This is a genomic window from Pseudomonas pharyngis, assembly GCF_021602345.1.
Taxonomy (GTDB): domain Bacteria; phylum Pseudomonadota; class Gammaproteobacteria; order Pseudomonadales; family Pseudomonadaceae; genus Aquipseudomonas; species Aquipseudomonas pharyngis.
Genome location: NZ_BQID01000008.1, coordinates 213,348 through 234,191, shown reverse-complemented (window position 1 = coordinate 234,191; position 20,844 = coordinate 213,348). Strand labels below are relative to the sequence as shown.

Below are 20,844 nucleotides of genomic sequence, written 5' to 3'. Positions count from 1 at the left end.
AAGAGAGCCTGATTAGCCTGAGCCGATCTGCGCGAACCACTACCGTCCCTGCGGTGGCAGATGGCTCGACCCCATAACCTCCAAGAATATGCGGGCGTGCCCATGATTACCCTGAAACTCAATGGTCAAGATCATCCACTCGATGTCACCGAGGACATGCCGCTGTTGTGGGCGATCCGCGACGTCGCCGGTTACAACGGCACCAAGTTCGGCTGCGGCATGGGCCTGTGCGGTGCGTGCACCATTCATATCGACGGCGCGCCGGCGCGCAGTTGCATCACCCCGATCGGTTCGGTGGTCGGGCAGAACGTGACCACCATCGACAACCTGCATGCCGACCCGGTCGGTCAGATCGTCCAGCAAGCCTGGCTCGACACCGCTGTGGCCCAATGCGGTTACTGCCAGGGCGGCCAGATCATGTCCGCCACCGCGTTGCTCAAGACCAACCCGAACCCGAGCGACGAGCAGATCGAAGAAGCGATGGTCGGCAACATCTGCCGCTGCGGCACCTACAACCGGATCAAGACCGCAATCCGCCAGGCATCCACTCACCTGAAGGAGGCCAAGGCATGAGCCGTCTACCGAACGATTTCGCCCTGAGCAACCTGAGTCGCCGGGGCTTCCTCAAGGGCGTCGGCGCCACGGGTGCGCTGGTGCTGGCGGCGAGCTGGGGCTGGCAGGATGCGCTGGCCGAAGACAAGCCCAAGCAGTTCGGCGCCGATGGCATGCCCAACGGCTGGATCGACGATCCGAAGGTCTACGTCAGCATTGCCGCCGACGGCACGGTAACCGTGGTCTGCAACCGTTCGGAGATGGGCCAGGGTGTGCGCACCAGCCTGACCATGGTGGTCGCCGATGAACTGGAAGCCGACTGGGCGCACGTCAAGGTCCAGCAGGCGCCGGGTGATGAGGTGCGCTTCGGCAACCAGGACACCGACGGCTCGCGCAGCATGCGGCACTGGTACGAACCGATGCGCCGTTGCGGCGCCGCCGCCCGGACCATGCTGGAACAAGCGGCCGCAGCCCAGTGGAAGGTGCCGGTCGGCGAATGCCGTGCGCAACTGCATAAAGTCGTTCACACACCGTCCGGGCGTGAGCTGGGTTACGGTGAGCTGGCCGCTGCGGCCAGTGCCCTGACGGTGCCGGCCCGTGACAGCCTGCGGCTCAAGCAGCCGTCGGAATTCCGCTACATCGGCAAGGAAGGCACCAAGGCCATCGACGGTGCCGACATCGTCAATGGCCGCGCGGTGTACGGGGCCGACGTGCATTTCGACGGCATGCTGTTCGCGGTCATTGCGCGTCCGGCGGTGTACGGCGGCAAGGTCAAGTCGGTGGACGACAGCGCCGCGCTGAAAGTGCCGGGCGTGCTGAAAGTCATCCAGATCGAACCCCGGCCATTGCCTTCGGAATTTCAGCCGTTGGGTGGCGTGGCTGTGGTGGCCAGCAATACCTGGGCGGCATTGAAGGGCCGTGAAGCGCTGAAAATCGAGTGGGACGACGGCCCGAACGCCACTTATGACTCGGTCGCCTATCGCAAGGAGATCGAAGCCGCTTCGCTGAAGCCGGGCAAAGTGGTACGCAATACCGGCGACATCGACAAAGCCATCGCTGGTGCCGCCAGCACGCTGGAAGCCTCTTATTACTTGCCGCATCTGGCACAGGCGCCGATGGAACCGATGGTGGCCATCGCCCGTTACAAGGATGGCACTTGCGAAGCCTGGGCACCGAGCCAGGCGCCGCAGGTCACCCGCGAGCGGATCGCCGAACGCCTGGGGCTGCCATTCGATAACGTCACCTTCAATGTCACGCTGTTGGGCGGTGGGTTCGGGCGCAAGTCCAAACCGGACTTTGTCGTTGAAGCTGCCGTTCTCGCCAAGGAATTCCCCGGCAAAGCGGTGCGTGTGCAGTGGACCCGGGAAGACGACATCCACAATTCGTATTTTCACACCGTGTCCGCCGAGTACCTCAAGGCCGGCGTGGGCAAGGACGGTTTGCCGTCCGCCTGGTTGCACCGCACGGTCGCTCCGAGCATCACCGCGCTGTTCGCACCGGGCATGAACCACGAAGCCGCCTTCGAGCTGGGCATGGGATTCACCAACATGGCCTACGCGATTCCCAACGTGCGGCTGGAAAACCCTGAAGCCACGGTGCACACGCGGGTCGGCTGGTATCGCTCGGTGTCGAACATTCCCCATGGCTTCGCGATCCAGAGCTTCGTCGATGAACTGGCGCACAAAGCCAAGGAGGATCCGCTCAAGTACCAGATCAAGTTGCTCGGCCCGGATCGGCAGATCGACCCGCGAACGCTCAGTGAAGAATGGAACTACGGCGAATCCCCCGAGCGTTATCCGATCGACACCGGGCGCATGCGCACCGTGCTGGAAACGGCGGCCAAGGCGGCGGGTTGGGGGCGTCAATTGCCCAAGGGTCGTGGTCTCGGATTGGCGGTGCATTACAGCTTCGTCACCTATGTGGCGGCGGTGATCGAAGTCGAGGTCAAGGACGACGGCACGCTGATCGTGCACAAGGCCGATATCGCCGTGGATTGCGGCCCGCAGATCAACCCCGAGCGCATCCGTTCGCAGTTCGAAGGCGCCTGCGTGATGGGCCTGGGCAACGCGGTGTGGGGCGAAATCAGCTTCAAGGACGGCAAGGTGCAGCAGGACAACTTCCATATGTATGAAGTCGCGCGCATGTCGCTGGCGCCGAAGGAAGTCGCGGTGCATCTGGTGACGCCGCCGGGCGAGGTGCCACTGGGTGGCGTCGGCGAACCGGGTGTGCCACCGATTGCGCCGGCGCTGTGCAATGCGATCTTCGCCGCCACCGGTCAGCGCATCCGTAACCTGCCGGTGCGTTACCAGTTGCAGGGCTGGCAGAAGGCGCAAGCGTAATGGACAGCGCCGATCTGAATGTCCTGCGTAGTGTGCTCGAATGGCGCCGCGCCGGACAGCGGGTAATGTTGTTCAGCGTGGTGCAGACCTGGGGCACCGCGCCCCGGGCGCCCGGCGCAATGCTGGCGTTGCGCGAAGATGGCGTGGTGATCGGTTCGGTGTCCGGCGGGTGCGTCGAGGATGATCTGATCGCCCGGCTGCACGATGGGCGGATTCCCGCCAACGGGCCGCCGGTGCAGTTGATCACCTACGGCGTGACGCAGGAAGAAGCGGCGCGCTTCGGCCTGCCTTGCGGCGGCACCCTGCGCCTGACCGAGGAACGGGTCGGTGATCCGGCGTGGGTTGCCGAGTTGCTGGATCGCTGCGAGGCTCACGAAATCGTCGCTCGTGAGCTGAACATCGGCACTGGCGAGGTGGTGTTGCGACCGGCCGGCAAGGCTGACACCTTGAGCTTCGACGGCCAGACCCTGCGCGCCATCTATGGCCCGCGCTGGCGCCTGCTGTTGATCGGCGCCGGGCAGTTATCGCGGTATGTGGCCGAGATGGCGCGATTGCTGGATTTCGAAGTGCTGATCTGTGATCCGCGCACCGAGTTCGTCTATGGCTGGGAAGAGCAGCATGGGCGTTTTGTCCCCGGCATGCCGGACGAAGCAGTGCTGAATATCCAGACCGATGAACGCACGGCGATTGTCGCGCTGACTCACGACCCACGGCTGGATGACATGGCGCTGCTCACGGCGCTCGACTCCAAGGCGTTCTACGTCGGCGCACTCGGTTCACGGGTCAACAGCCGCAAGCGTCGGGAAAATCTGGCTGAGCTAGGCTTGTCGGAAGCGGCCATCGCCCGTTTGCACGGGCCGATCGGTTTGCACATCGGCAGCCATTCACCGGCGGAAATCGCCCTGTCGCTGTTGGCGGAAATCGTCGCGATCAAGAATGGTGTCGAGCTCAAGCAGAAGAAAACAGTGGAGAGTGTATGAGCCGATCCATCGGAGTGATTGTGCTGGCGGCGGGCGAGGGCAGCCGCTTTCGCGAAGTGGCGGGTGCCGACAAGGACAAGCTGCTGGCCGATTGCACCGGGCGTGATGGCGCGGTGCGTTCGGTGATCGAGCAGGTGCTGGTGAACCTGCCGGCGAGCCTCGACAAGCGAGTGCTGGTGACGACCGAGGCGCGGCCGCAGGCGATGCGCATGGCGCAGGCTTATGGGTGTGACATTGTCTCGATCGAGTCCACAGGAATGGGCGACAGCATTGCGGCGGGTGTGGCGGCATGCCCGGAGGCCGACGGCTGGCTGATTGTGCTGGGCGACATGCCGTTCATCCTGCCGTCGAGCATTGAGCGGGTCGTGGCGGCGATTGCCGAGGATGCGGTCAGCGTACCGACGTTGAATGGTGACTATGGGCATCCGGTCGGGTTTGGCCGCTCGTTCGCCGCAGGGTTGATGGCTTTGTCCGGTGACCGGGGCGCCAGACCGCTGTTTGCCCAAGGTCGGGTGATTGAAGTCGCGGTGGATGACCCGGGGGTGTTGTGGGATATCGATGTGCCGGATGCGCTGGTGTTCCCGCCCTCCTGATAAAACCTTGAGATATAAAAAAGCCCCGCCTGGATCACCAGGCGGGGCTTTTTAGTGGCTTTTGGAATCAGACGAGGGGTTTAGGCTCGTGTTCTTTTTCCTGGGCCTCTTCGTGTTGCTCGACCGCTTCCTGAACGGAGCGTGGTGCTTCGGCAATCACGGCTTCAACGGCAGCTTCTTCAGCGACCGGGGCAGGAGCTGCCTCGATCACTTCGGCAACTACTGGCTGGGCAGCGACTGGAGCAGCAGCGGCAGCCAGTTCGGCTTCCTTCTGCAGACGCTCTTCTTCACGCTTGCGACGACGCACTTCACGCGGATCGTTCGGTGCGCGGCCGCTTGGGGTCAGGGCGCTGACCGGAGCTGCTTCAACCACTGGCGCTGGTGCTTCGGCTACAACTGGCGCTTCAACCACAGGGGCTTCAACGACCGGTGCCGGTTCAGCAACAACTACTGGCTCGGCAGCCTTGGCTTCTTCAACAACAGGCGCTTCAACCACTGGCGCTGGTGTTTCAGTGACAGCCGGCTCGGCGACCCAGTTGAACGCGGTCTGTTCTTCGCGAACTTCACGCACGGTTTCGGTCACGGTTTCAGCGACGGTTTCGACAACCGACTGTTCAGCGACGGCTGGCGCTTCAAAGGACACAGCTGGTTCGGCAGCGACTTCAACCTGAGGCTGAGCTTCGCGAGCCGGAGCTACTTCGACTTCCGGAGCAGCAGGCGCTACGACCGGAGTGGTGGCTTCAACAACGGGCGCTTCTACTGGAGCAGTTTCCAGTGTTGCAGCGGTAGCGCGTTCAGCTTGCTCGTGGGCCTGAGCTTCAGCCGGAGCGCTGATCACGGTGCTGGCAACAGCAGCGGTAACAGCCAGACCAGCAGCCAGATCGGCAGTGCTTGGCGCCTGGGCGTTTTCGCCGGACTCGGACTCTTCCGAACCTTCGATCACGTTGCCATTGGCATCACGCTGACGCTCGCGACGGTTGCTGCGACGACGCTGACCACGGGAGCGGCGGCGTGGACGATCGCCTTCGGCGTTCTCCGAACCGTCTTCCGGCAGTTGCTCTTCGTTGGTGGTGATCTCTTCTTCAGCGACGGCAGCAGCGGCCTGTTCGGCACGCGGTTGACGCTCTTCACGCGGAGGACGTGGCGCACGTTCTTCACGTGGCTGACGGGCCGGACGCTCTTCAGCGGTGGCGGCGGCAGCAACGGCCGGAGCGGCATCCAGAGGCTCGCGCAGTTCACGTACGCGTTCTTCACGCTCGCCACGTGGCTTGCGATCTTCACGCGGAGCACGTGGTGCACGTTCTTCACGAGGCGCGCGTGGTGCGCGTTCTTCGCGGGCTACCGGTGCTTCGTCACGGGATTCGCGTGGCTCGCGGACTTCACGTGGTTCGCGCGGTTGACGCTCTTCACGCGGCTCACGTGGGGCGCGCTCTTCACGCGGTGCACGCTCTTCGCGCGGCTTGCGCTCTTCATCGCGGCGACCATTACGGTTGCGGCTCTGCTGACGACCGTTGCGACGCTCTTCGTTGCGGGCCGGACGCTCGGTGGCTGGTTTTTCAACCACGACCGGAGCAACCGGCTCTTCCTTGGTGGCGAACAGGCTGACCAGCGACTTCACCAGGCCTTTGAACAGGCTTGGCTCTGGCGCGGCAACCGGAGCAGGTGCCGGGGCCGGAGCGGCGACTTCGGTCGGAACCGGAGCGTTGGCGCGGGCCGGAGCGGTCTTGACCGCGGCTTCCTGGCGAACCAGGGTGCGGGTCGCGGCGGCTGGCTGGACGTCTTCGACATCGGCGGCAGCGGCAGCGATTTCGTAGCTGGACTGGTTGGTCGCGGCTTCCGGGCTGTCGTCACGCAGGCGCTGAACTTCGAAATGAGGGGTTTCGAGGTGATCGTTCGGCAGGATGACGATGCGGGCGCGAGTGCGCAGTTCGATCTTGGTGATCGAGTTGCGTTTTTCGTTGAGCAGGAATGCGGCCACCGGGATCGGCACTTGAGCGCGAACTTCGGCGGTGCGGTCTTTCAGGGCTTCTTCTTCGATCAGGCGCAGGATCGCCAGGGAAAGCGATTCGACGTCACGGATGATGCCGGTGCCGCTGCAGCGCGGGCAGACGATGCCGCTGCTTTCGCCCAGCGAAGGACGCAGGCGCTGACGGGACATTTCCAGCAGGCCGAAGCGCGAGATGCGGCCGATCTGCACGCGGGCGCGGTCGGCTTCCAGGCATTCGCGGACTTTCTCTTCCACGGCGCGCTGGTTCTTGGCAGGGGTCATGTCGATGAAGTCGATGACGATCAGGCCGCCGATGTCGCGCAGGCGCAACTGACGGGCGATTTCTTCGGCGGCTTCAAGGTTGGTCTGCAGGGCGGTTTCTTCGATGTCGCTGCCTTTGGTGGCGCGCGCCGAGTTGATGTCGATGGACACCAGGGCTTCGGTTGGATCGATGACGATGGAGCCGCCGGACGGCAGTTCGACAACGCGCTGGAAAGCGGTCTCGATCTGGCTTTCGATCTGGAAACGGTTGAACAGCGGAACGCTGTCTTCGTACAGCTTGATCTTGCTGGCGTACTGCGGCATCACCTGGCGGATGAAGGTCAGGGCTTCGTCCTGGGCTTCAACGCTGTCGATCAGCACTTCGCCGATGTCCTGGCGCAGGTAATCGCGGATGGCGCGGATGATCACGTTGCTTTCCTGGTAGATCAGGAACGGCGCGGAACGATCCAGCGAGGCTTCTTTGATGGCGGTCCAGAGTTGCAGCAGGTAATCGAGGTCCCACTGCATTTCTTCGCTGCTGCGGCCCAGGCCGGCAGTGCGCACGATCAGACCCATGTCGGCCGGAGCGACCAGACCGTTCAGCGCTTCACGCAGTTCGTTGCGCTCTTCGCCTTCGATGCGACGGGAGATGCCGCCGGCACGCGGGTTGTTCGGCATCAGAACGAGGTAACGACCGGCCAGGCTGATGAAGGTGGTCAGGGCTGCGCCCTTGTTGCCACGTTCTTCTTTTTCGACCTGAACGATGACTTCCTGGCCTTCGCTCAGGACGTCCTTGATGTTGACGCGGCCTTCAGGGGCTTTCTTGAAGTATTCGCGGGAGATTTCTTTGAGGGGCAGGAAGCCGTGGCGCTCGGAGCCGAAATCGACAAAGGCAGCCTCAAGGCTTGGTTCGATGCGAGTGATGCGGCCTTTATAGATGTTGGCCTTCTTCTGCTCGCGTGCACCGGATTCGATGTCCAGGTCGTAGAGGCGCTGGCCATCTACCAGTGCAACACGCAACTCTTCGGGTTGAGTTGCGTTAATCAGCATTCTTTTCATGTAGTACCGTCGGTTTCCGGGCTGCCGGAAACGGCGTTCGGCACACACGACTTCTCACGGTCGGTGTCAGGTGCGTCGGGAGTGGTTGGCCATTCCCGTGTCCAGCGATGTCCGGCCAATTGGGCCGTTATCGCGACGTACGCGTCCTGCTTGCTGTGGCTACTTAAGCACTCAGTCAGGAGGAGGAATCAACCGGTGGCTGTGGACGAGATGAAGCGTCTTGATAAAACCTGTTGCTACACAGTCCAGCGGTTGTGCATCTCCACCCTACACGTATCCCTGATAATTCGGGTGCTGCCGCGCGCAGAATCCGCAGCGGGTTGGCATTTACCGTGAGCTCCGAAAGGGGAGGTCACGCATCATGGCTAATTCAGGCGGTGTTTCCGGAGTCTTCGCTCGGGGTCATCCGCGGCTGACTGCACTTTGTGAACTGGCCGTGAATATGGCTCGCGTGGCGAGTCAAAACTCTGCTTTGCGGCGTGATTCAGGCCTCATGTCACCTGCGCTTGTTACAGCTGCAAACTCCACCGTTACGTAGCAAAAGCCCCGTAGGACGGCCTCGCGTCCTGGTGAATTGCGTTGGTCAGGGCCGGTTTTTGACCGTGGTTCCGCTGTCCAGGCCGCTTTTGGCGGCGTTCGCGACTATAGCAGCAATGATTAAGTGCTTCAATTCCATAAAAAATTGTTATTATCCGCGCCATGACGACTACTGCCCCTACGACTCCAGGCGTTCAACTGCTTGAGGTCTCGCCGGAATATGCCGGCCAACGAATCGACAATTTCCTCCTCGCCCGGCTCAAAGGCGTGCCCAAGACCTTGATTTACCGCATTTTGCGCAAAGGCGAAGTGCGCGTGAACAAAGGTCGGATCAAGCCCGAATACAAGCTGCAGGCCGGCGACATTGTGCGCGTGCCGCCGGTGCGCGTGCCTGAGCGTGACGAGCCGGTCCCTTTGGCCCAAGGCCTGTTGCAGCGCCTGGAAGCCTCGATTGTCTACGAAGACAAAGCCCTGATCGTGATCAACAAGCCCGCCGGCATTGCGGTTCACGGTGGCAGCGGCTTGAACTACGGCGTTATCGAAGCCTTTCGTCAGTTGCGCCCCGATGCCAAGGAGCTCGAGCTGGTTCACCGTCTCGATCGCGACACCTCCGGCCTGCTGATGATCGCCAAGAAACGCAGCATGTTGCGTCACTTGCATGCCGCGTTGCGCGGTGACGGTGTCGACAAGCGCTACATGGCACTGGTTCGCGGCAACTGGGCGACCTCGATCAAGCAGGTCCGTGCGGCGCTCGGCAAGAGCAATCTGCGCTCCGGTGAGCGCATGGTCGAGGTCGACGAGGAGGAGGGCAAGGAGTCTGTGACCGTGTTCAAGGTCCTGCGTCGCTTCGGCGATTTTGCCACTTTGATCGAGGCCAAGCCGATCACCGGTCGCACGCACCAGATCCGCGTCCACACGTTGCACGCCGGGCACTGCATTGCCGGCGACACCAAATACGGCGATGACGGTTTCAGTAAGGAAATCCGTGATCTGGGCGGCAAGCGCTTGTTCCTGCACGCCTACATGCTGACCGTGCCGCTGCCCGATGGCGGTGAACTCAAGTTGCAGGCACCGGTCGATGAAATGTGGGCCAAGACTGTGGAGCGATTGAGTGCGCCCATCTGATTACAAACTGCTGATTTTTGATTGGGACGGCACGCTCGCCGATTCCATTCATCGGATTGTCGAGGCGATGCACTCGGCGTCCGGGCGTTCAGGTTTCGAGTTGCGTGATGATTTTGCCGTCAAAGGCATCATCGGTCTGGGCTTGCCCGAGGCGATCCGCACCTTGTATCCGGAAATCAGCGATACCGAAATGACCTTGTTTCGCGAGTATTACGCCGATCACTACATCGCTGCAGAAGCCGTGCCTTCGCCGTTGTTCGAAGGCGTAGTCGAGTCGATGGCGTCCTTTCGCGAGCAGGGCTATCACTTGGCTGTCGCGACCGGCAAGAATCGTCGCGGGCTGGATCGGGTGCTCAAGGCCAATGGCTGGGAAGATTATTTCGATATCACCCGCGCAGCCGATGAAACTGCAAGCAAGCCGCACCCTCTGATGCTGGAGCAGATCCTTGCGCATTGCGGTGTGCGTGCCGAGCAAGCGCTGATGGTCGGTGATTCGTCCTTCGATCTGCTGATGGCGCGCAATGCGGGGATGGATTCGGTGGCGGTCAGTTATGGCGCGCAATCGATCGAATCACTGCAGCAGTTCGAGCCGCGACTGTCGATCGACCATTTTTCCGAATTGCACGCCTGGCTGGGGCAGCAGGCTTAATACGTTTTTGCTGGGGTGGATGGCATGACCGACGAATGGAAAGCACCGGCCAAGGCAACTGCCGACAACGGTGATGCGAAAAGCTGGAAGCTGCTGGAAAAGACTCTGCTAGCCGGCGTGCAGGAGCAGCGTCGTTCGCGGCGCTGGGGCATCTTCTTCAAGTTGCTGACCTTTGTTTATCTGTTTGTTGCGCTGATCCTGTTCACGCCGTTGATGGACATGGAAAAAAGCGCCACCCGCAGCGGCAACTACACCGCGCTGATCGACGTCACCGGCATGATTGCCGACAAGGAGCCGGCCAGCGCCGACAATATCGTCGGCAGCCTGCGCGCGGCGTTCGAGGACAAGAAGGTCAAGGGCGTAATCCTGCGCATCAACAGTCCGGGCGGCAGTCCGGTGCAGTCGGGTTATGTCTATGACGAGATCAAGCGCCTGCGCGGCCTGCATCCCGACACCAAGCTGTACGCGGTGATTTCCGACCTGGGCGCTTCCGGTGCCTATTACATTGCCAGTGCGGCGGATCAGATTTATGCCGACAAGGCCAGTCTGGTCGGTTCCATTGGTGTGACGGCGGCCGGTTACGGGTTTGTCGGCACCATGGAAAAGCTCGGTGTCGAGCGTCGCACTTACACCTCCGGCGAGCACAAGGCGTTCCTCGATCCGTTCCAGCCGCAGAAGCCGGAAGAAACGGCGTTCTGGCAGAGTGTGCTGGATACCACGCACAAGCAGTTCATCAACAGCGTCAAGCAGGGGCGTGGCGATCGCCTGAAGGACAAGGAGCATCCGGAGCTGTTCTCCGGGCTGGTCTGGTCTGGCGAGCAGGCGCTGCCATTGGGGCTGATCGATGGGCTGGGCAATGCCAGTTCGGTGGCGCGTGACGTGATTGGCGAAAAAGAGTTGGTGGACTTCACCGTTCAGGAATCGCCGTTCGACCGCTTCTCGAAGAAGCTCGGTGCCAGCGTTGCCGAGAAGCTGGCAATGTGGATGGGTTTCAGCGGGCCGTCGTTGCGTTGATCGAATGCTGCAAGAAAGACCGGCCTGAGGGCCGGTTTTTTTTGGGGTCAGGGAATCTGTACGCCTTCGACCAGCAGCATGTCGATCAGGCAAATCAGCGGCAGGCCGATCAGGCTCGTGGCGTCCGGGCCTTCGGTGGACTGAAACAGGCTCACACCCAGTCCTTCGGCCTTGAAGCTGCCGGCGCAGTCGTAGGGCTGCTCGGCGCGCAGATAGCGCTCGACGCGGGCCTGGTCCAGTACGCGCATGTGCACGGTGAAAGGCACGCAGTCGACCTGGCAGTGGCCGGTCTGGCTGTTGAGCAGGGCCAGGCCGGTGAGGAAGGTCACGCTGGCGCCGCTGGCGGCCATCAGTTGTTCGCGGGCGTTTTCGAAGGTGTGCGGCTTGCCGATGATGCGCTCGCCGAGTACCGCAACCTGATCGGAGCCGATGATCAAGTGAGCGGGGTGGCTGTCGGCCAAGGCTCGGGCCTTTTGTTCGGCGAGGCGCTTGACCAGCTCGATTGCCGACTCGTCCGGGCGATGGCTTTCATCGATATTCGGTGAGCTGCAGACGAACGGCAGGCGCAGGCGGCTGAGCAATTCTCGACGATAGGTCGAGCTTGAAGCGAGTAATAAAGGCAGCATTCGCATCTCCAGAGGCAGGCGACAGATTCTAGCGGAGCCGCGCAAGTGACGGACAGGGCACAATTTCCTTTGACATGGGTGGGTGCATCCCTATAATGCTGCGCCTATGTTGAATGACCCGATTCCACCTCACGTTGACCCGCGCAAATTGGCTGACCGTGGCACCACCCTTCAAGGTGAACTGCTGCTGGCCGATTTGAAGAGACTCTGCGACCCGCTTTCCGACGATGTCGGTACGGTGCAGGCAAAATTCGTTTTTGAACGAGATGAACGTAAATCTGTGGTGATCCACAGCTTTATCGACACCGAAGTCAAAATGGTTTGCCAGCGTTGTCTTGAGCTGGTCACCCTGCCGATCCACAGCGAATGCAGTTACGCTGTTGTGAAGGAGGGTGCGAATACCCAGTCGTTGCCGAAAGGTTATGACGTGCTGGAACTGGGCGAAGATCCATTGGATCTGCAGTCACTGATCGAGGAGGAGCTTCTGCTCGCCTTGCCCATTGTGCCTGCTCATCATCCGGAAGAATGCCAGCAGCCGGCGGGAGCAGATGAGCCCGAACCGAGCGAGGACGAGGTAACGCGGTCCAACCCGTTCAGTGTATTGGCGCAGTTAAAGCGTGACCCAAACGTTTAGGAGTTAATCAATTATGGCTGTTCAGCAGAACAAAAAATCCCGCTCTGCCCGTGACATGCGCCGTTCGCACGACGCTCTCGAGGCTAGCACCCTGTCTGTAGAAAAAACCACTGGTGAAGTTCACCTGCGTCACCACGTATCGCCAGAAGGCGTATACCGTGGCCGTAAAGTGATCGACAAGGGCGCTGACGAGTAATCACTTGTCCGCTCAAGTCATCGCGATTGACGCAATGGGCGGGGACTTCGGTCCCCGCAGCATTGTTCAGGCCAGCCTCGCTTGCCTTTCTGCTACACCCTCGCTGCACCTGACCCTCGTCGGTCAACCCTCCCTTCTTGAAGAACTGATCACTGGCCAATCGGCTGCCGATCGTGCGCGCCTGACAATTGTTCCGGCGTCCGAAGTCATCACCATGGACGAAAAACCTGCCCAGGCTTTGCGTGGCAAGCCGGACTCGTCGATGCGTGTCGCCCTCGAGTTGCTGCGTGATGGCAAGGTCCAGGCCTGTGTCAGTGCCGGCAATACCGGGGCACTGATGGCCCTGTCGCGATTCGTGCTCAAGACCCTGCCGGGGATTGATCGTCCGGCCATGGTCGCCGCCATCCCCACCCAGAAGGGCTACTGTCAGTTGCTTGATCTCGGCGCCAACGTCGATTGCAGTGCCGAGCACTTGTTGCAGTTCGCGGTGATGGGGTCCGTGGCCGCGCAAACCCTTGGCATTGCCCGTCCGCGTGTTGCGCTGCTGAATATCGGCACCGAAGACATCAAGGGCAATCAGCAGGTCAAACTGGCTGCGACGTTGCTGCAGGCTGCACGGGGCATTAACTACATCGGTTTCATCGAAGGTGACGGCTTGTATCGCGGCGAGGCGGATGTGGTGGTTTGCGACGGTTTTGTCGGCAATATACTGCTCAAGTCCAGCGAAGGCCTGGCGACGATGATCGCTGCGCGTATCGAGGCCTTGTTCAAGAAAAACTTCGCTTCCCGTGCTGTTGGCGCTCTGGCGCTGCCATTGATGAAGCGTCTGCAGGCTGATCTGGCGCCAGCGCGACACAACGGCGCGAGCTTCCTCGGTTTGCAGGGCATTGTCGTGAAGAGTCACGGTTCGGCCGGGGTTCAGGGGTTTCAGAGTGCCATTCAGCGAGCGTTGATCGAGATTCAGGAGAATCTTCCCGAGCGCCTGCACGGCCGTCTGGAGGATTTGTTGTCTTAGGCGTTTTCGTCGGACAATGCTTAAATGTGACCGCCCGGTTCAAAGGGCCATCCAACTGTCAGTTTCTTGCGTCCCTCTAGCGGGATGCCATTTTTCCGACGACAAGATCATTAGGGGCTTGTTACATGTCTGCTTCCCTCGCATTCGTCTTTCCAGGACAGGGTTCGCAGTCCCTCGGCATGCTGGCCGAGCTGGGCGCGCAACATCCGCTGATCCTCGAAACCTTCAAAGAAGCATCCGATGCTCTGGGCTACGACCTGTGGGCGCTGACCCAGCAGGGCCCGGAAGAGCTGCTCAATCAAACCGACAAAACCCAGCCGGCCATTCTGACCGCTTCGATCGCCCTGTGGCGTCTGTGGCTGGCTGAAGGTGGCGCGCGTCCGGCCTTTGTTGCCGGTCACAGCCTGGGTGAATACAGCGCGCTGGTCGCTGCTGGCAGCTTGAGCCTGGCCGACGCGGTAAAGCTCGTCGAGCGCCGTGGCCAATTGATGCAGGAAGCCGTACCGGCCGGGCAGGGCGGCATGGCTGCCATCCTCGGTCTGGAAGATGCTGATGTTCTCGCTGCCTGTGCCGAAGCGGCGCAAGGCGAAGTGGTCAGCGCAGTGAACTTCAACTCCCCGGGCCAGGTGGTGATCGCCGGTGCCAAGGCTGCCGTTGAGCGTGCCATCGAAGGCTGCAAGGCCCGTGGCGCCAAGCGTGCCATGCCGCTGCCGGTCAGCGTGCCGTCGCACTGCGAACTGATGCGCCCGGCTGCCGAGCGCTTCGCCGAGTCCATTGCTGCCATCGACTGGCAGGCGCCGCAAATCCCTGTGGTACAGAACGTCAGCGCTCAGGTGCCGGCGGATCTGGAAACCCTCAAGCGCGATCTGCTGGAGCAGCTCTACAAACCGGTTCGCTGGGTTGAATCGGTCCAGACCCTGGCCGCCAAAGGCGCGACCAGCCTGGTCGAATGTGGCCCTGGCAAAGTGCTGGCCGGTCTGAACAAACGTTGCGCCGAAGGCGTTTCGACTTCCAACCTCAATACCCCAGACGCTTTCGCTGCTGCTCGCGCAGCGGCTGTCTGAATCAGGAGAAGCTTGCATGAGTCTGCAAGGTAAAGTTGCACTGGTCACCGGCGCAAGCCGTGGCATCGGCCAGGCTATCGCACTGGAACTGGGTCGTCAGGGCGCCATCGTTGTTGGCACCGCGACTTCCGCTTCGGGCGCCGAGCGTATTGCTGCGACCCTGAAGGAAAACGGCATTCAGGGCGCAGGTTTCGAACTGAACGTCACCAGCGACGAATCGGTTACCAAGGTACTGGCGAGTATCCAGGAGCAGTTCGGTGCGCCGGTGGCGATTCTGGTCAACAATGCCGGCATCACCCGCGACAACCTGATGATGCGCATGAAAGACGACGAGTGGTACGACGTGATCGATACCAACCTGAACAGTCTGTATCGCCTGTCCAAGGGCGTTCTGCGCGGCATGACCAAGGCGCGTTGGGGCCGAATTATCAGTATTGGCTCGGTGGTGGGTGCCATGGGCAACGCTGGCCAAGTAAACTATGCAGCCGCCAAGGCCGGGCTGGAAGGTTTCAGCCGTGCCATGGCGCGTGAAGTCGGTTCGCGTTCGATTACGGTCAACTCGGTAACCCCAGGGTTTATCGACACCGATATGACGCGCGAGCTGCCTGAAGCACAGCGTGAAGCCTTGCAGACGCAGATTCCGCTGGGCCGTCTGGGACAAGCTCAAGAGATCGCGTCCGTGGTCGCTTTTCTTGCATCCGACGGTGCGGCATACGTGACCGGGGCTACAATCCCGGTTAACGGCGGGATGTACATGTAATTCAAATGTGACGGATTGCTTCAAAAAAATGTCATACGAGCTGTCTAAAATCCGTTATAAAGCTGCAATCTATTTATAGGCAGAGGGCCGCAGGGTTTGAGGAGTAAAGCTTTCAGTTGAAAAGCTGAAAAGTCTTTCTATACACTTACCCACTGGCCAGCTGCCTGAATTTGTCCATTAGGAGTGAAAACAAGGTATGAGCACCATCGAAGAGCGCGTCAAGAAAATCGTTGCCGAGCAACTGGGTGTTAAAGAAGAAGAAGTGGTCAACACCGCTTCCTTCGTAGAAGACCTGGGTGCCGACTCCCTTGACACCGTTGAGCTGGTGATGGCTCTGGAAGAGGAATTCGAGACCGAAATCCCTGACGAAGAAGCTGAGAAGATCACTACTGTACAAGCTGCAATCGACTACGTTACTAGCCACCAGGCGTAATAGTTTGTAATCGTTGCTTGCTGTCATGGAAAAACCGCACTGCCATCATGGCGTGCGGTTTTTTCTTTAGGCCTGATGCAAAGTCGTCATTTGAAAAAGGAGAGTGCTGTGTCGCGTAGACGCGTCGTAGTCACCGGTATGGGTATGTTGTCGCCACTGGGCACGGATGTGCCGAGCAGTTGGCAGGGCATTCTGGCTGGCCGCAGTGGCATTGGTCTGATCGAACACACCGACCTTTCTGCCTATTCCACCCGCTTTGGCGGCTCGGTAAAGGGCTTCAATGTCGAGGAATACCTGTCGGTCAAGGAAGCGCGCAAGCTCGACCTGTTCATTCAGTACGGTCTGGCGGCCGGCTTTCAAGCCGTACGCAATGCCGGTCTGGAAGTCACTGATGCCAACCGTGAACGCATTGGCGTGGCCATGGGTTCGGGTATCGGCGGTCTGACCAACATCGAAGAAACCAGCCGCACCCTGCACGAGACTGGCCCGCGCCGGATTTCTCCGTTCTTTGTGCCTGGCTCGATCATCAATATGATTTCCGGTTTCCTGTCCATCCATCTGGGTGCGCAGGGGCCTAACTACGCCATCGCCACGGCGTGTACCACCGGTACGCACTGCATCGGCATGGCGGCACGCAACATCATGTACGACGAAGCCGACGTGATGATTGCCGGCGGTGCCGAGATGGCTGCGTGCGGTCTGGGCATGGGCGGCTTCGGTGCTTCCCGTGCGCTGTCGACCCGCAACGACGAGCCGACCCGCGCCAGCCGTCCGTGGGACAAGGGCCGTGACGGCTTCGTGCTGTCCGACGGCGCCGGTGCCCTGGTGCTCGAAGAGCTCGAACACGCCAAGGCCCGTGGCGCGACCATCTACGCCGAGCTGATCGGTTTCGGCACCAGTGGCGACGCCTTCCACATGACTTCGCCACCCGCCGACGGCGCCGGTGCGGCACGTTGCATCACCAACGCGCTGCGCGATGCGAAGATCAACGTCGATCAAGTGCAATACATCAACGCCCACGGCACTTCGACGCCGGCCGGTGACCTCGCTGAAGCCAACGCGATCAAGTCGGTGTTCGGTGATCACGCCTACAAGCTGGCGGTCAGCTCCACCAAGTCCATGACCGGTCACCTGCTCGGTGCGGCGGGCGCGGTCGAGGCGATCTTCAGCGTGCTGGCGATCAACAGCCAGGTGGCGCCGCCGACCATCAACCTCGATGAGCCGGATGAAGGCTGCGATCTCGATTTCGTGCCGCACACCGCGCGCAACATGGACATCGATGTCGTGCTGTCCAACTCGTTCGGATTTGGCGGCACCAACGGCACGTTGGCGTTCCGTCGGTTCGCCGGCTGATGGACTGCTGGGTCGACGGTCTGCCGGCTGACGCTCTGTCGCTGAAAGATCGCGGCCTGGCTTACGGCGACGGTCTGTTCGAGACCATCGCCGTGCGAGGCGGCCAGCCGTTGCTGCTGGATCGGCATCTGACGCGTCTGGCCGACGGCTGTACACGTCTGGCCATTGCGACGGACGTCGAGCTGATTCGCCATGAGCTGCAATCCTATGCCGCCGCGATGGGCGAGGGCGTGCTCAAGCTCATCCTCACCCGTGGCGACGGATTGCGCGGTTATGCGCCGGATCCTTCGGCGCAGGGCCGACGCATTCTGCAAGGCAATCCTCCCGCCATTTATCCAGCGGCCCACGCCGAACAGGGCGTTCGCCTGTTTCCTTGCAGCACGCGTTTGTCCAGGCAGCCGTTGCTCGCCGGGCTCAAACACCTCAATCGACTGGAGCAGGTCATTGCCCGCGCCGAATGGCGGGACAGTGAGCACGCCGAAGGTTTGATGCTCGATCAGGCGGGTCGCGTGATCGAGGGAGTCTTCAGCAACCTGTTCCTGGTGCGTGACGGTGTGCTGATCACGGCGGACCTGAAACGTTGCGGCGTGGCCGGCGTGATGCGCGCAGAAATATTGTTTCAGGCCGAGTCCCTGGGCATTCCCGTGCAAATCACCGACATCCCCCTCGAACAGCTGCAATGGGCTGATGAAGTCTTTGTCTGCAACAGCGTGTATGGCGTCTGGCCGGTACGCGCCTGTGCTGCTCTGAGCTGGCCGGTTGGCCCGCTCACCCGTAAACTGCAAACCATTGCCCGCGCGCTACTGGATGCCTGATTCGTGAGACGTAAACTTTTGCTGCTGCTGGAAACCGGACTGGTTCTGGCAGGGCTGCTGTTGGGCGCCAGCGCCTGGAAGATTCATTCGGCACTGGAACAGCCCCTGAACATCACGCAGGAAGAACTGCTGGATGTGCCCAAGGGATCCACCCCGACCCGTACTTTTCTTGGACTCGAAGCCGATGGCGTCATCAAGGACGCGTTCTGGCTGCGGGTCTATTGGCGGTTCAATCTCGCTGGCACGCCGATTCATACGGGCGAGTACCGTATGCAACCGGGCATGACCGTCAACGGCCTGATCGACCTGTGGAAGCGTGGCGATGTGGTTCAGTACAGCCTGACCCTGGTCGAAGGGTGGAATTTTCATCAAGTGCGCGCCGCGCTGGCCAAGGATGAAAAGATCGAACAGACCCTCAATGGTCTGAGTGACAGCGAGGTCATGGCCAAAATCGGTCACAAGGGTCTGTTCCCTGAAGGCCGCTTCTTCCCCGACACCTACCGCTTCGTGCGCGGTGTGACCGATACCGAACTGCTGAAAAAGGCTTTTGACCGCCTCGACGAAGTGCTGGCCAAGGAGTGGGAAAAACGCTCCGCCGACGTGCCTTACACCGAGCCTTATCAGGCGCTGATCATGGCATCGCTGGTGGAGAAGGAAACCGGCGTGCCTCAGGAGCGTGGCCAGATTGCCGGCGTCTTCGTGCGGCGTATGGCGCTGGGCATGCAGTTGCAGACCGATCCGACGGTGATCTACGGCCTGGGCGATCGCTACAACGGCAAACTGACCCGCACCCACCTCAAGGAAGCCACGCCGTACAACACGTACATGATTCCCGGCCTGCCGCCGACGCCGATCGCCATGGTCGGACGTGATGCCATTCACGCGGCTCTCAACCCGGTGGATGGCACCAGCCTCTACTTCGTTGCCCGTGGCGATGGCAGCCACGTGTTCTCCGATGATCTGGACGCGCACAACAACGCGGTGCGCGAGTATCAGCTCAAGCGGCGCGCGGATTACCGCTCCAGTCCGGCGCCGACGACAGCGCCCGAGACCGCTCCGGCAGCCGAGGAGGCGATTCCTGCCGCCTCACCCGATACTGCACCGGAATCGTTGCCGCAGCCGCCTGCTCAAGCGCCTGCACCGACGCCGGAACCGGAAGCGTCCGCTCCCCAAAACACGCAATGACTTTGATTAAGGACTGCCTGTGACTGGCTTGTTTATTACCCTGGAAGGCCCGGAAGGCGCCGGCAAAAGCACCAACCGCGAATACCTCGCCGAGCGCCTGCGCGCCGCCGGTATCGAAGTGGTGCTGACCCGCGAGCCCGGCGGTACGCCGCTGGCCGAGCGCATTCGTGAGGTGTTGCTGGCCCCGGTCGACGAAGTGATGAACCCGGACACCGAGCTGTTGCTGGTGTTCGCCGCCCGTGCCCAGCATCTGGCTGAAGTCATTCGACCGGCACTGGCCCGTGGTGCGGTGGTGCTGTGTGATCGTTTCACCGATTCGACTTACGCCTATCAGGGTGGCGGCCGCGGCTTGTCGCTGGAGCGCATCGCGGCGCTGGAGACTTTCGTGCAGGGCGATCTGCGTCCCGACCTGACGCTGATATTCGATCTGCCGGTGGAAATCGGCCTGGCCCGGGCCAGCGCCCGAGGTCGTCTGGATCGTTTCGAGCTGGAAGGCCGTGAGTTTTTTGAAGCCGTACGCAGCGCGTTCCTCAAGCGTGCGGAAGCCGATCCGGCGCGTTACGTGCGGATCGATGCCGGTCAGCCGTTGGCCAAGGTTCAACAATCGCTGGATACCCTGATTCCGAACTTGCTGGAGCTGGCCCGTGGCTGAGGCCTATCCGTGGCAGGACAGCCTCTGGCAGCAACTGGCCGGGCGCACTCAGCACGCCCACGCGTATCTGCTGCACGGGCCGGCCGGGATCGGCAAGCGCGCGCTGGCCGAACGACTGATGGCCAGTCTGCTGTGCCAGCGTCCGACGCCTGAAGCCTGCGGTGAGTGCAAATCCTGCCTGCTGCTCAAGGCCGGCAGCCACCCGGACAATTACATTCTCGAACCGGAAGAAGCGGACAAGGCGATCAAGGTCGACCAGGTGCGCGATCTGGTCAGTTTCGTGGTGCAGACCGCGCAACTGGGCGGGCGCAAGGTGGTGCTGATCGAGCCGGTGGAGTCGATGAACATCAACGCCGCCAACGCCTTGCTCAAGAGCCTTGAAGAGCCGTCCGGCGATACCGTGCTGTTGCTGGTCAGCCACCAGCCGAGCCGGTTGTTGCCGACCATCAAGAGCCGCTGCGTGCAGCAGGCCTGCCCGCTGCCGAGCGAATCCATGAGTCTGCAGTGGCTGGCTCAGGCGCTGCCGGAATGTTCCGAAGACGAACGGGGCGAACTGTTGACCCTGGCCGCCGGCTCGCCGTTGGCCGCCGTCACGTTGCAGGGGCAGGGCGTACGTGAACAGCGCGCGCAGGTGGTGGAAGGCGTGAAGAAGCTGCTCAAGCAGCAGCAATCGCCGACGCAACTGGCCGAGGAGTGGAAAAACATTCCGATGCTGCGTCTGTTCGACTGGTTCTGCGACTGGTCGAGCCTGATCTTGCGCTATCAATTGACCCAAGATGAATCGGGTCTCGGCCTGACCGACATGCGCAAGGTCGTGCAATATCTGGCGCAGAAAAGTGCCCAGGCTAAAGTGCTGGATATTCAGGACTGGATTCTCGCCCAGCGCCAGAAAGTCCTGAGCAAGGCCAACCTCAACGCGGCGTTGCTGCTGGAAGCGTTGCTGGTGCAATGGGCGAGCTTGCCTGGCCAAAGATAAGAATGTGTACCTAGACTCTGAGCATCAGCAGTGGAGGTC

The 20,844-nt window shown here is 61.3% G+C and carries 20 protein-coding genes; 18 read left to right on the top strand and 2 right to left on the bottom strand.

The window, feature by feature from the left end; all coding sequences use genetic code 11:
* Positions 1-102 precede the first annotated feature (102 nt).
* From L6D74_RS18160 to L6D74_RS18145, 4 genes are read left to right on the top strand one after another with little or no spacing between them, the layout of a single operon-like run.
* The gene (locus L6D74_RS18160) at positions 103-573 is read left to right on the top strand and encodes a (2Fe-2S)-binding protein (RefSeq protein WP_039770687.1); all 471 of its coding nucleotides are present in this window, start codon (positions 103-105) and stop codon (positions 571-573) included.
* The gene (locus L6D74_RS18155; protein ID WP_236189965.1) at positions 570-2,891 is read left to right on the top strand and encodes a xanthine dehydrogenase family protein molybdopterin-binding subunit; all 2,322 of its coding nucleotides are present in this window, start codon (positions 570-572) and stop codon (positions 2,889-2,891) included. Before L6D74_RS18160 ends, L6D74_RS18155 begins: the two co-directional genes overlap by 4 nt.
* Positions 2,891-3,871: an XdhC family protein gene (locus tag L6D74_RS18150; RefSeq protein WP_236189963.1), complete on the top strand. Its 981-nt coding sequence runs from the start codon at positions 2,891-2,893 to the stop codon at positions 3,869-3,871. Before L6D74_RS18155 ends, L6D74_RS18150 begins: the two co-directional genes overlap by 1 nt.
* On the top strand, positions 3,868-4,464 hold the full coding sequence (locus L6D74_RS18145) for a nucleotidyltransferase family protein (RefSeq protein WP_085647440.1): 597 nt from the start codon (positions 3,868-3,870) through the stop codon (positions 4,462-4,464). The genes L6D74_RS18150 and L6D74_RS18145 overlap by 4 nt, the downstream gene beginning before the upstream one ends.
* A gap of 67 nt (positions 4,465-4,531) precedes the next feature.
* Here L6D74_RS18145 and rne read toward each other — a convergent pair whose 3' ends face one another.
* On the bottom strand, positions 4,532-7,771 hold the full coding sequence (rne, locus tag L6D74_RS18140) for a ribonuclease E (protein ID WP_236189962.1): 3,240 nt from the start codon (positions 7,769-7,771) through the stop codon (positions 4,532-4,534).
* A 699-nt stretch (positions 7,772-8,470) separates the two neighbouring features.
* Here rne and rluC point away from each other — a divergent pair.
* From rluC to sppA, 3 genes are read left to right on the top strand one after another with little or no spacing between them, the layout of a single operon-like run.
* Positions 8,471-9,433, top strand: a complete 963-nt coding sequence (gene rluC / locus L6D74_RS18135) for a 23S rRNA pseudouridine(955/2504/2580) synthase RluC (protein ID WP_039770677.1) — start codon at positions 8,471-8,473, stop codon at positions 9,431-9,433.
* Positions 9,420-10,082, top strand: coding sequence for an HAD-IA family hydrolase (locus tag L6D74_RS18130; protein WP_039770675.1), 663 nt, complete (start codon positions 9,420-9,422; stop codon positions 10,080-10,082). The genes rluC and L6D74_RS18130 overlap by 14 nt, the downstream gene beginning before the upstream one ends.
* A gap of 24 nt (positions 10,083-10,106) precedes the next feature.
* Positions 10,107-11,096 (top strand): signal peptide peptidase SppA, encoded by a 990-nt coding sequence (gene sppA, locus L6D74_RS18125; RefSeq protein WP_236189961.1) that lies wholly within the window; start codon positions 10,107-10,109, stop codon positions 11,094-11,096.
* Positions 11,097-11,143: 47 nt separating this feature from the next.
* On the opposite strand, the gene L6D74_RS18120 is transcribed toward sppA, so the two are convergent.
* Positions 11,144-11,722 carry a Maf family protein gene (locus tag L6D74_RS18120; RefSeq protein WP_236189960.1) on the bottom strand — a complete coding sequence of 193 codons (579 nt, stop codon included), beginning with the start codon at positions 11,720-11,722 and terminating at the stop codon, positions 11,144-11,146.
* A 106-nt stretch (positions 11,723-11,828) separates the two neighbouring features.
* Here L6D74_RS18120 and L6D74_RS18115 point away from each other — a divergent pair, with 106 nt between their 5' ends.
* The 11 genes from L6D74_RS18115 (at position 11,829) to L6D74_RS18065 (ending at position 20,805) form a co-directional block, all read left to right on the top strand.
* Complete coding sequence (locus L6D74_RS18115) at positions 11,829-12,356, top strand: YceD family protein (RefSeq protein ID WP_003204262.1); 528 nt, start codon at positions 11,829-11,831, stop codon at positions 12,354-12,356.
* A gap of 13 nt (positions 12,357-12,369) precedes the next feature.
* Complete coding sequence (rpmF, locus tag L6D74_RS18110) at positions 12,370-12,552, top strand: 50S ribosomal protein L32 (RefSeq protein ID WP_003179396.1); 183 nt, start codon at positions 12,370-12,372, stop codon at positions 12,550-12,552.
* A gap of 4 nt (positions 12,553-12,556) precedes the next feature.
* Positions 12,557-13,567 carry a phosphate acyltransferase PlsX gene (gene plsX, locus L6D74_RS18105; RefSeq protein WP_085612125.1) on the top strand — a complete coding sequence of 337 codons (1,011 nt, stop codon included), beginning with the start codon at positions 12,557-12,559 and terminating at the stop codon, positions 13,565-13,567.
* Between the two features lie 125 nt (positions 13,568-13,692).
* A complete protein-coding gene (gene fabD / locus L6D74_RS18100) occupies positions 13,693-14,631 on the top strand; it encodes an ACP S-malonyltransferase (protein WP_236189959.1) in 939 nt (312 codons plus the stop codon).
* A gap of 16 nt (positions 14,632-14,647) precedes the next feature.
* Positions 14,648-15,391 carry a 3-oxoacyl-ACP reductase FabG gene (fabG, locus tag L6D74_RS18095; RefSeq protein ID WP_007950790.1) on the top strand — a complete coding sequence of 248 codons (744 nt, stop codon included), beginning with the start codon at positions 14,648-14,650 and terminating at the stop codon, positions 15,389-15,391.
* Between the two features lie 196 nt (positions 15,392-15,587).
* Positions 15,588-15,824, top strand: a complete 237-nt coding sequence (acpP, locus tag L6D74_RS18090) for an acyl carrier protein (RefSeq protein ID WP_003175607.1) — start codon at positions 15,588-15,590, stop codon at positions 15,822-15,824.
* Between the two features lie 108 nt (positions 15,825-15,932).
* Positions 15,933-17,177: a beta-ketoacyl-ACP synthase II gene (fabF, locus tag L6D74_RS18085; RefSeq protein WP_007908259.1), complete on the top strand. Its 1,245-nt coding sequence runs from the start codon at positions 15,933-15,935 to the stop codon at positions 17,175-17,177.
* Positions 17,177-17,992 carry an aminodeoxychorismate lyase gene (gene pabC / locus L6D74_RS18080; protein WP_236189958.1) on the top strand — a complete coding sequence of 272 codons (816 nt, stop codon included), beginning with the start codon at positions 17,177-17,179 and terminating at the stop codon, positions 17,990-17,992. The genes fabF and pabC overlap by 1 nt, the downstream gene beginning before the upstream one ends.
* A 3-nt stretch (positions 17,993-17,995) precedes the next feature.
* Positions 17,996-19,177, top strand: a complete 1,182-nt coding sequence (gene mltG, locus L6D74_RS18075; protein WP_236189957.1) for an endolytic transglycosylase MltG — start codon at positions 17,996-17,998, stop codon at positions 19,175-19,177.
* A 19-nt stretch (positions 19,178-19,196) separates the two neighbouring features.
* On the top strand, positions 19,197-19,829 hold the full coding sequence (gene tmk, locus L6D74_RS18070) for a dTMP kinase (RefSeq protein ID WP_236189956.1): 633 nt from the start codon (positions 19,197-19,199) through the stop codon (positions 19,827-19,829).
* Positions 19,822-20,805: a DNA polymerase III subunit delta' gene (locus tag L6D74_RS18065; protein WP_236189955.1), complete on the top strand. Its 984-nt coding sequence runs from the start codon at positions 19,822-19,824 to the stop codon at positions 20,803-20,805. The genes tmk and L6D74_RS18065 overlap by 8 nt, the downstream gene beginning before the upstream one ends.
* The last annotated feature ends 39 nt before the right edge of the window (positions 20,806-20,844 follow it).

Excerpts from the sequence above, each read along its gene's own strand:
- fabD (WP_236189959.1), top strand. The coding sequence starts at position 13,693 with ATGTCTGCTTCCCTCGCATTCGTCTTTCCAGGACAGGGTTCGCAGTCC.
- L6D74_RS18155 (WP_236189965.1), top strand. The coding sequence starts at position 570 with ATGAGCCGTCTACCGAACGATTTCGCCCTGAGCAACCTGAGTCGCCGG.
- acpP (WP_003175607.1), top strand. The coding sequence starts at position 15,588 with ATGAGCACCATCGAAGAGCGCGTCAAGAAAATCGTTGCCGAGCAACTG.
- fabG (WP_007950790.1), top strand. The coding sequence starts at position 14,648 with ATGAGTCTGCAAGGTAAAGTTGCACTGGTCACCGGCGCAAGCCGTGGC.
- L6D74_RS18120 (WP_236189960.1), bottom strand. The coding sequence starts at position 11,722 with ATGCTGCCTTTATTACTCGCTTCAAGCTCGACCTATCGTCGAGAATTG.
- pabC (WP_236189958.1), top strand. The coding sequence starts at position 17,177 with ATGGACTGCTGGGTCGACGGTCTGCCGGCTGACGCTCTGTCGCTGAAA.
- rne (WP_236189962.1), bottom strand. The coding sequence starts at position 7,771 with ATGAAAAGAATGCTGATTAACGCAACTCAACCCGAAGAGTTGCGTGTT.
- L6D74_RS18150 (WP_236189963.1), top strand. The coding sequence starts at position 2,891 with ATGGACAGCGCCGATCTGAATGTCCTGCGTAGTGTGCTCGAATGGCGC.
- rpmF (WP_003179396.1), top strand. The coding sequence starts at position 12,370 with ATGGCTGTTCAGCAGAACAAAAAATCCCGCTCTGCCCGTGACATGCGC.
- L6D74_RS18145 (WP_085647440.1), top strand. The coding sequence starts at position 3,868 with ATGAGCCGATCCATCGGAGTGATTGTGCTGGCGGCGGGCGAGGGCAGC.
- sppA (WP_236189961.1), top strand. The coding sequence starts at position 10,107 with ATGACCGACGAATGGAAAGCACCGGCCAAGGCAACTGCCGACAACGGT.
- L6D74_RS18115 (WP_003204262.1), top strand. The coding sequence starts at position 11,829 with ATGTTGAATGACCCGATTCCACCTCACGTTGACCCGCGCAAATTGGCT.
- rluC (WP_039770677.1), top strand. The coding sequence starts at position 8,471 with ATGACGACTACTGCCCCTACGACTCCAGGCGTTCAACTGCTTGAGGTC.
- L6D74_RS18160 (WP_039770687.1), top strand. The coding sequence starts at position 103 with ATGATTACCCTGAAACTCAATGGTCAAGATCATCCACTCGATGTCACC.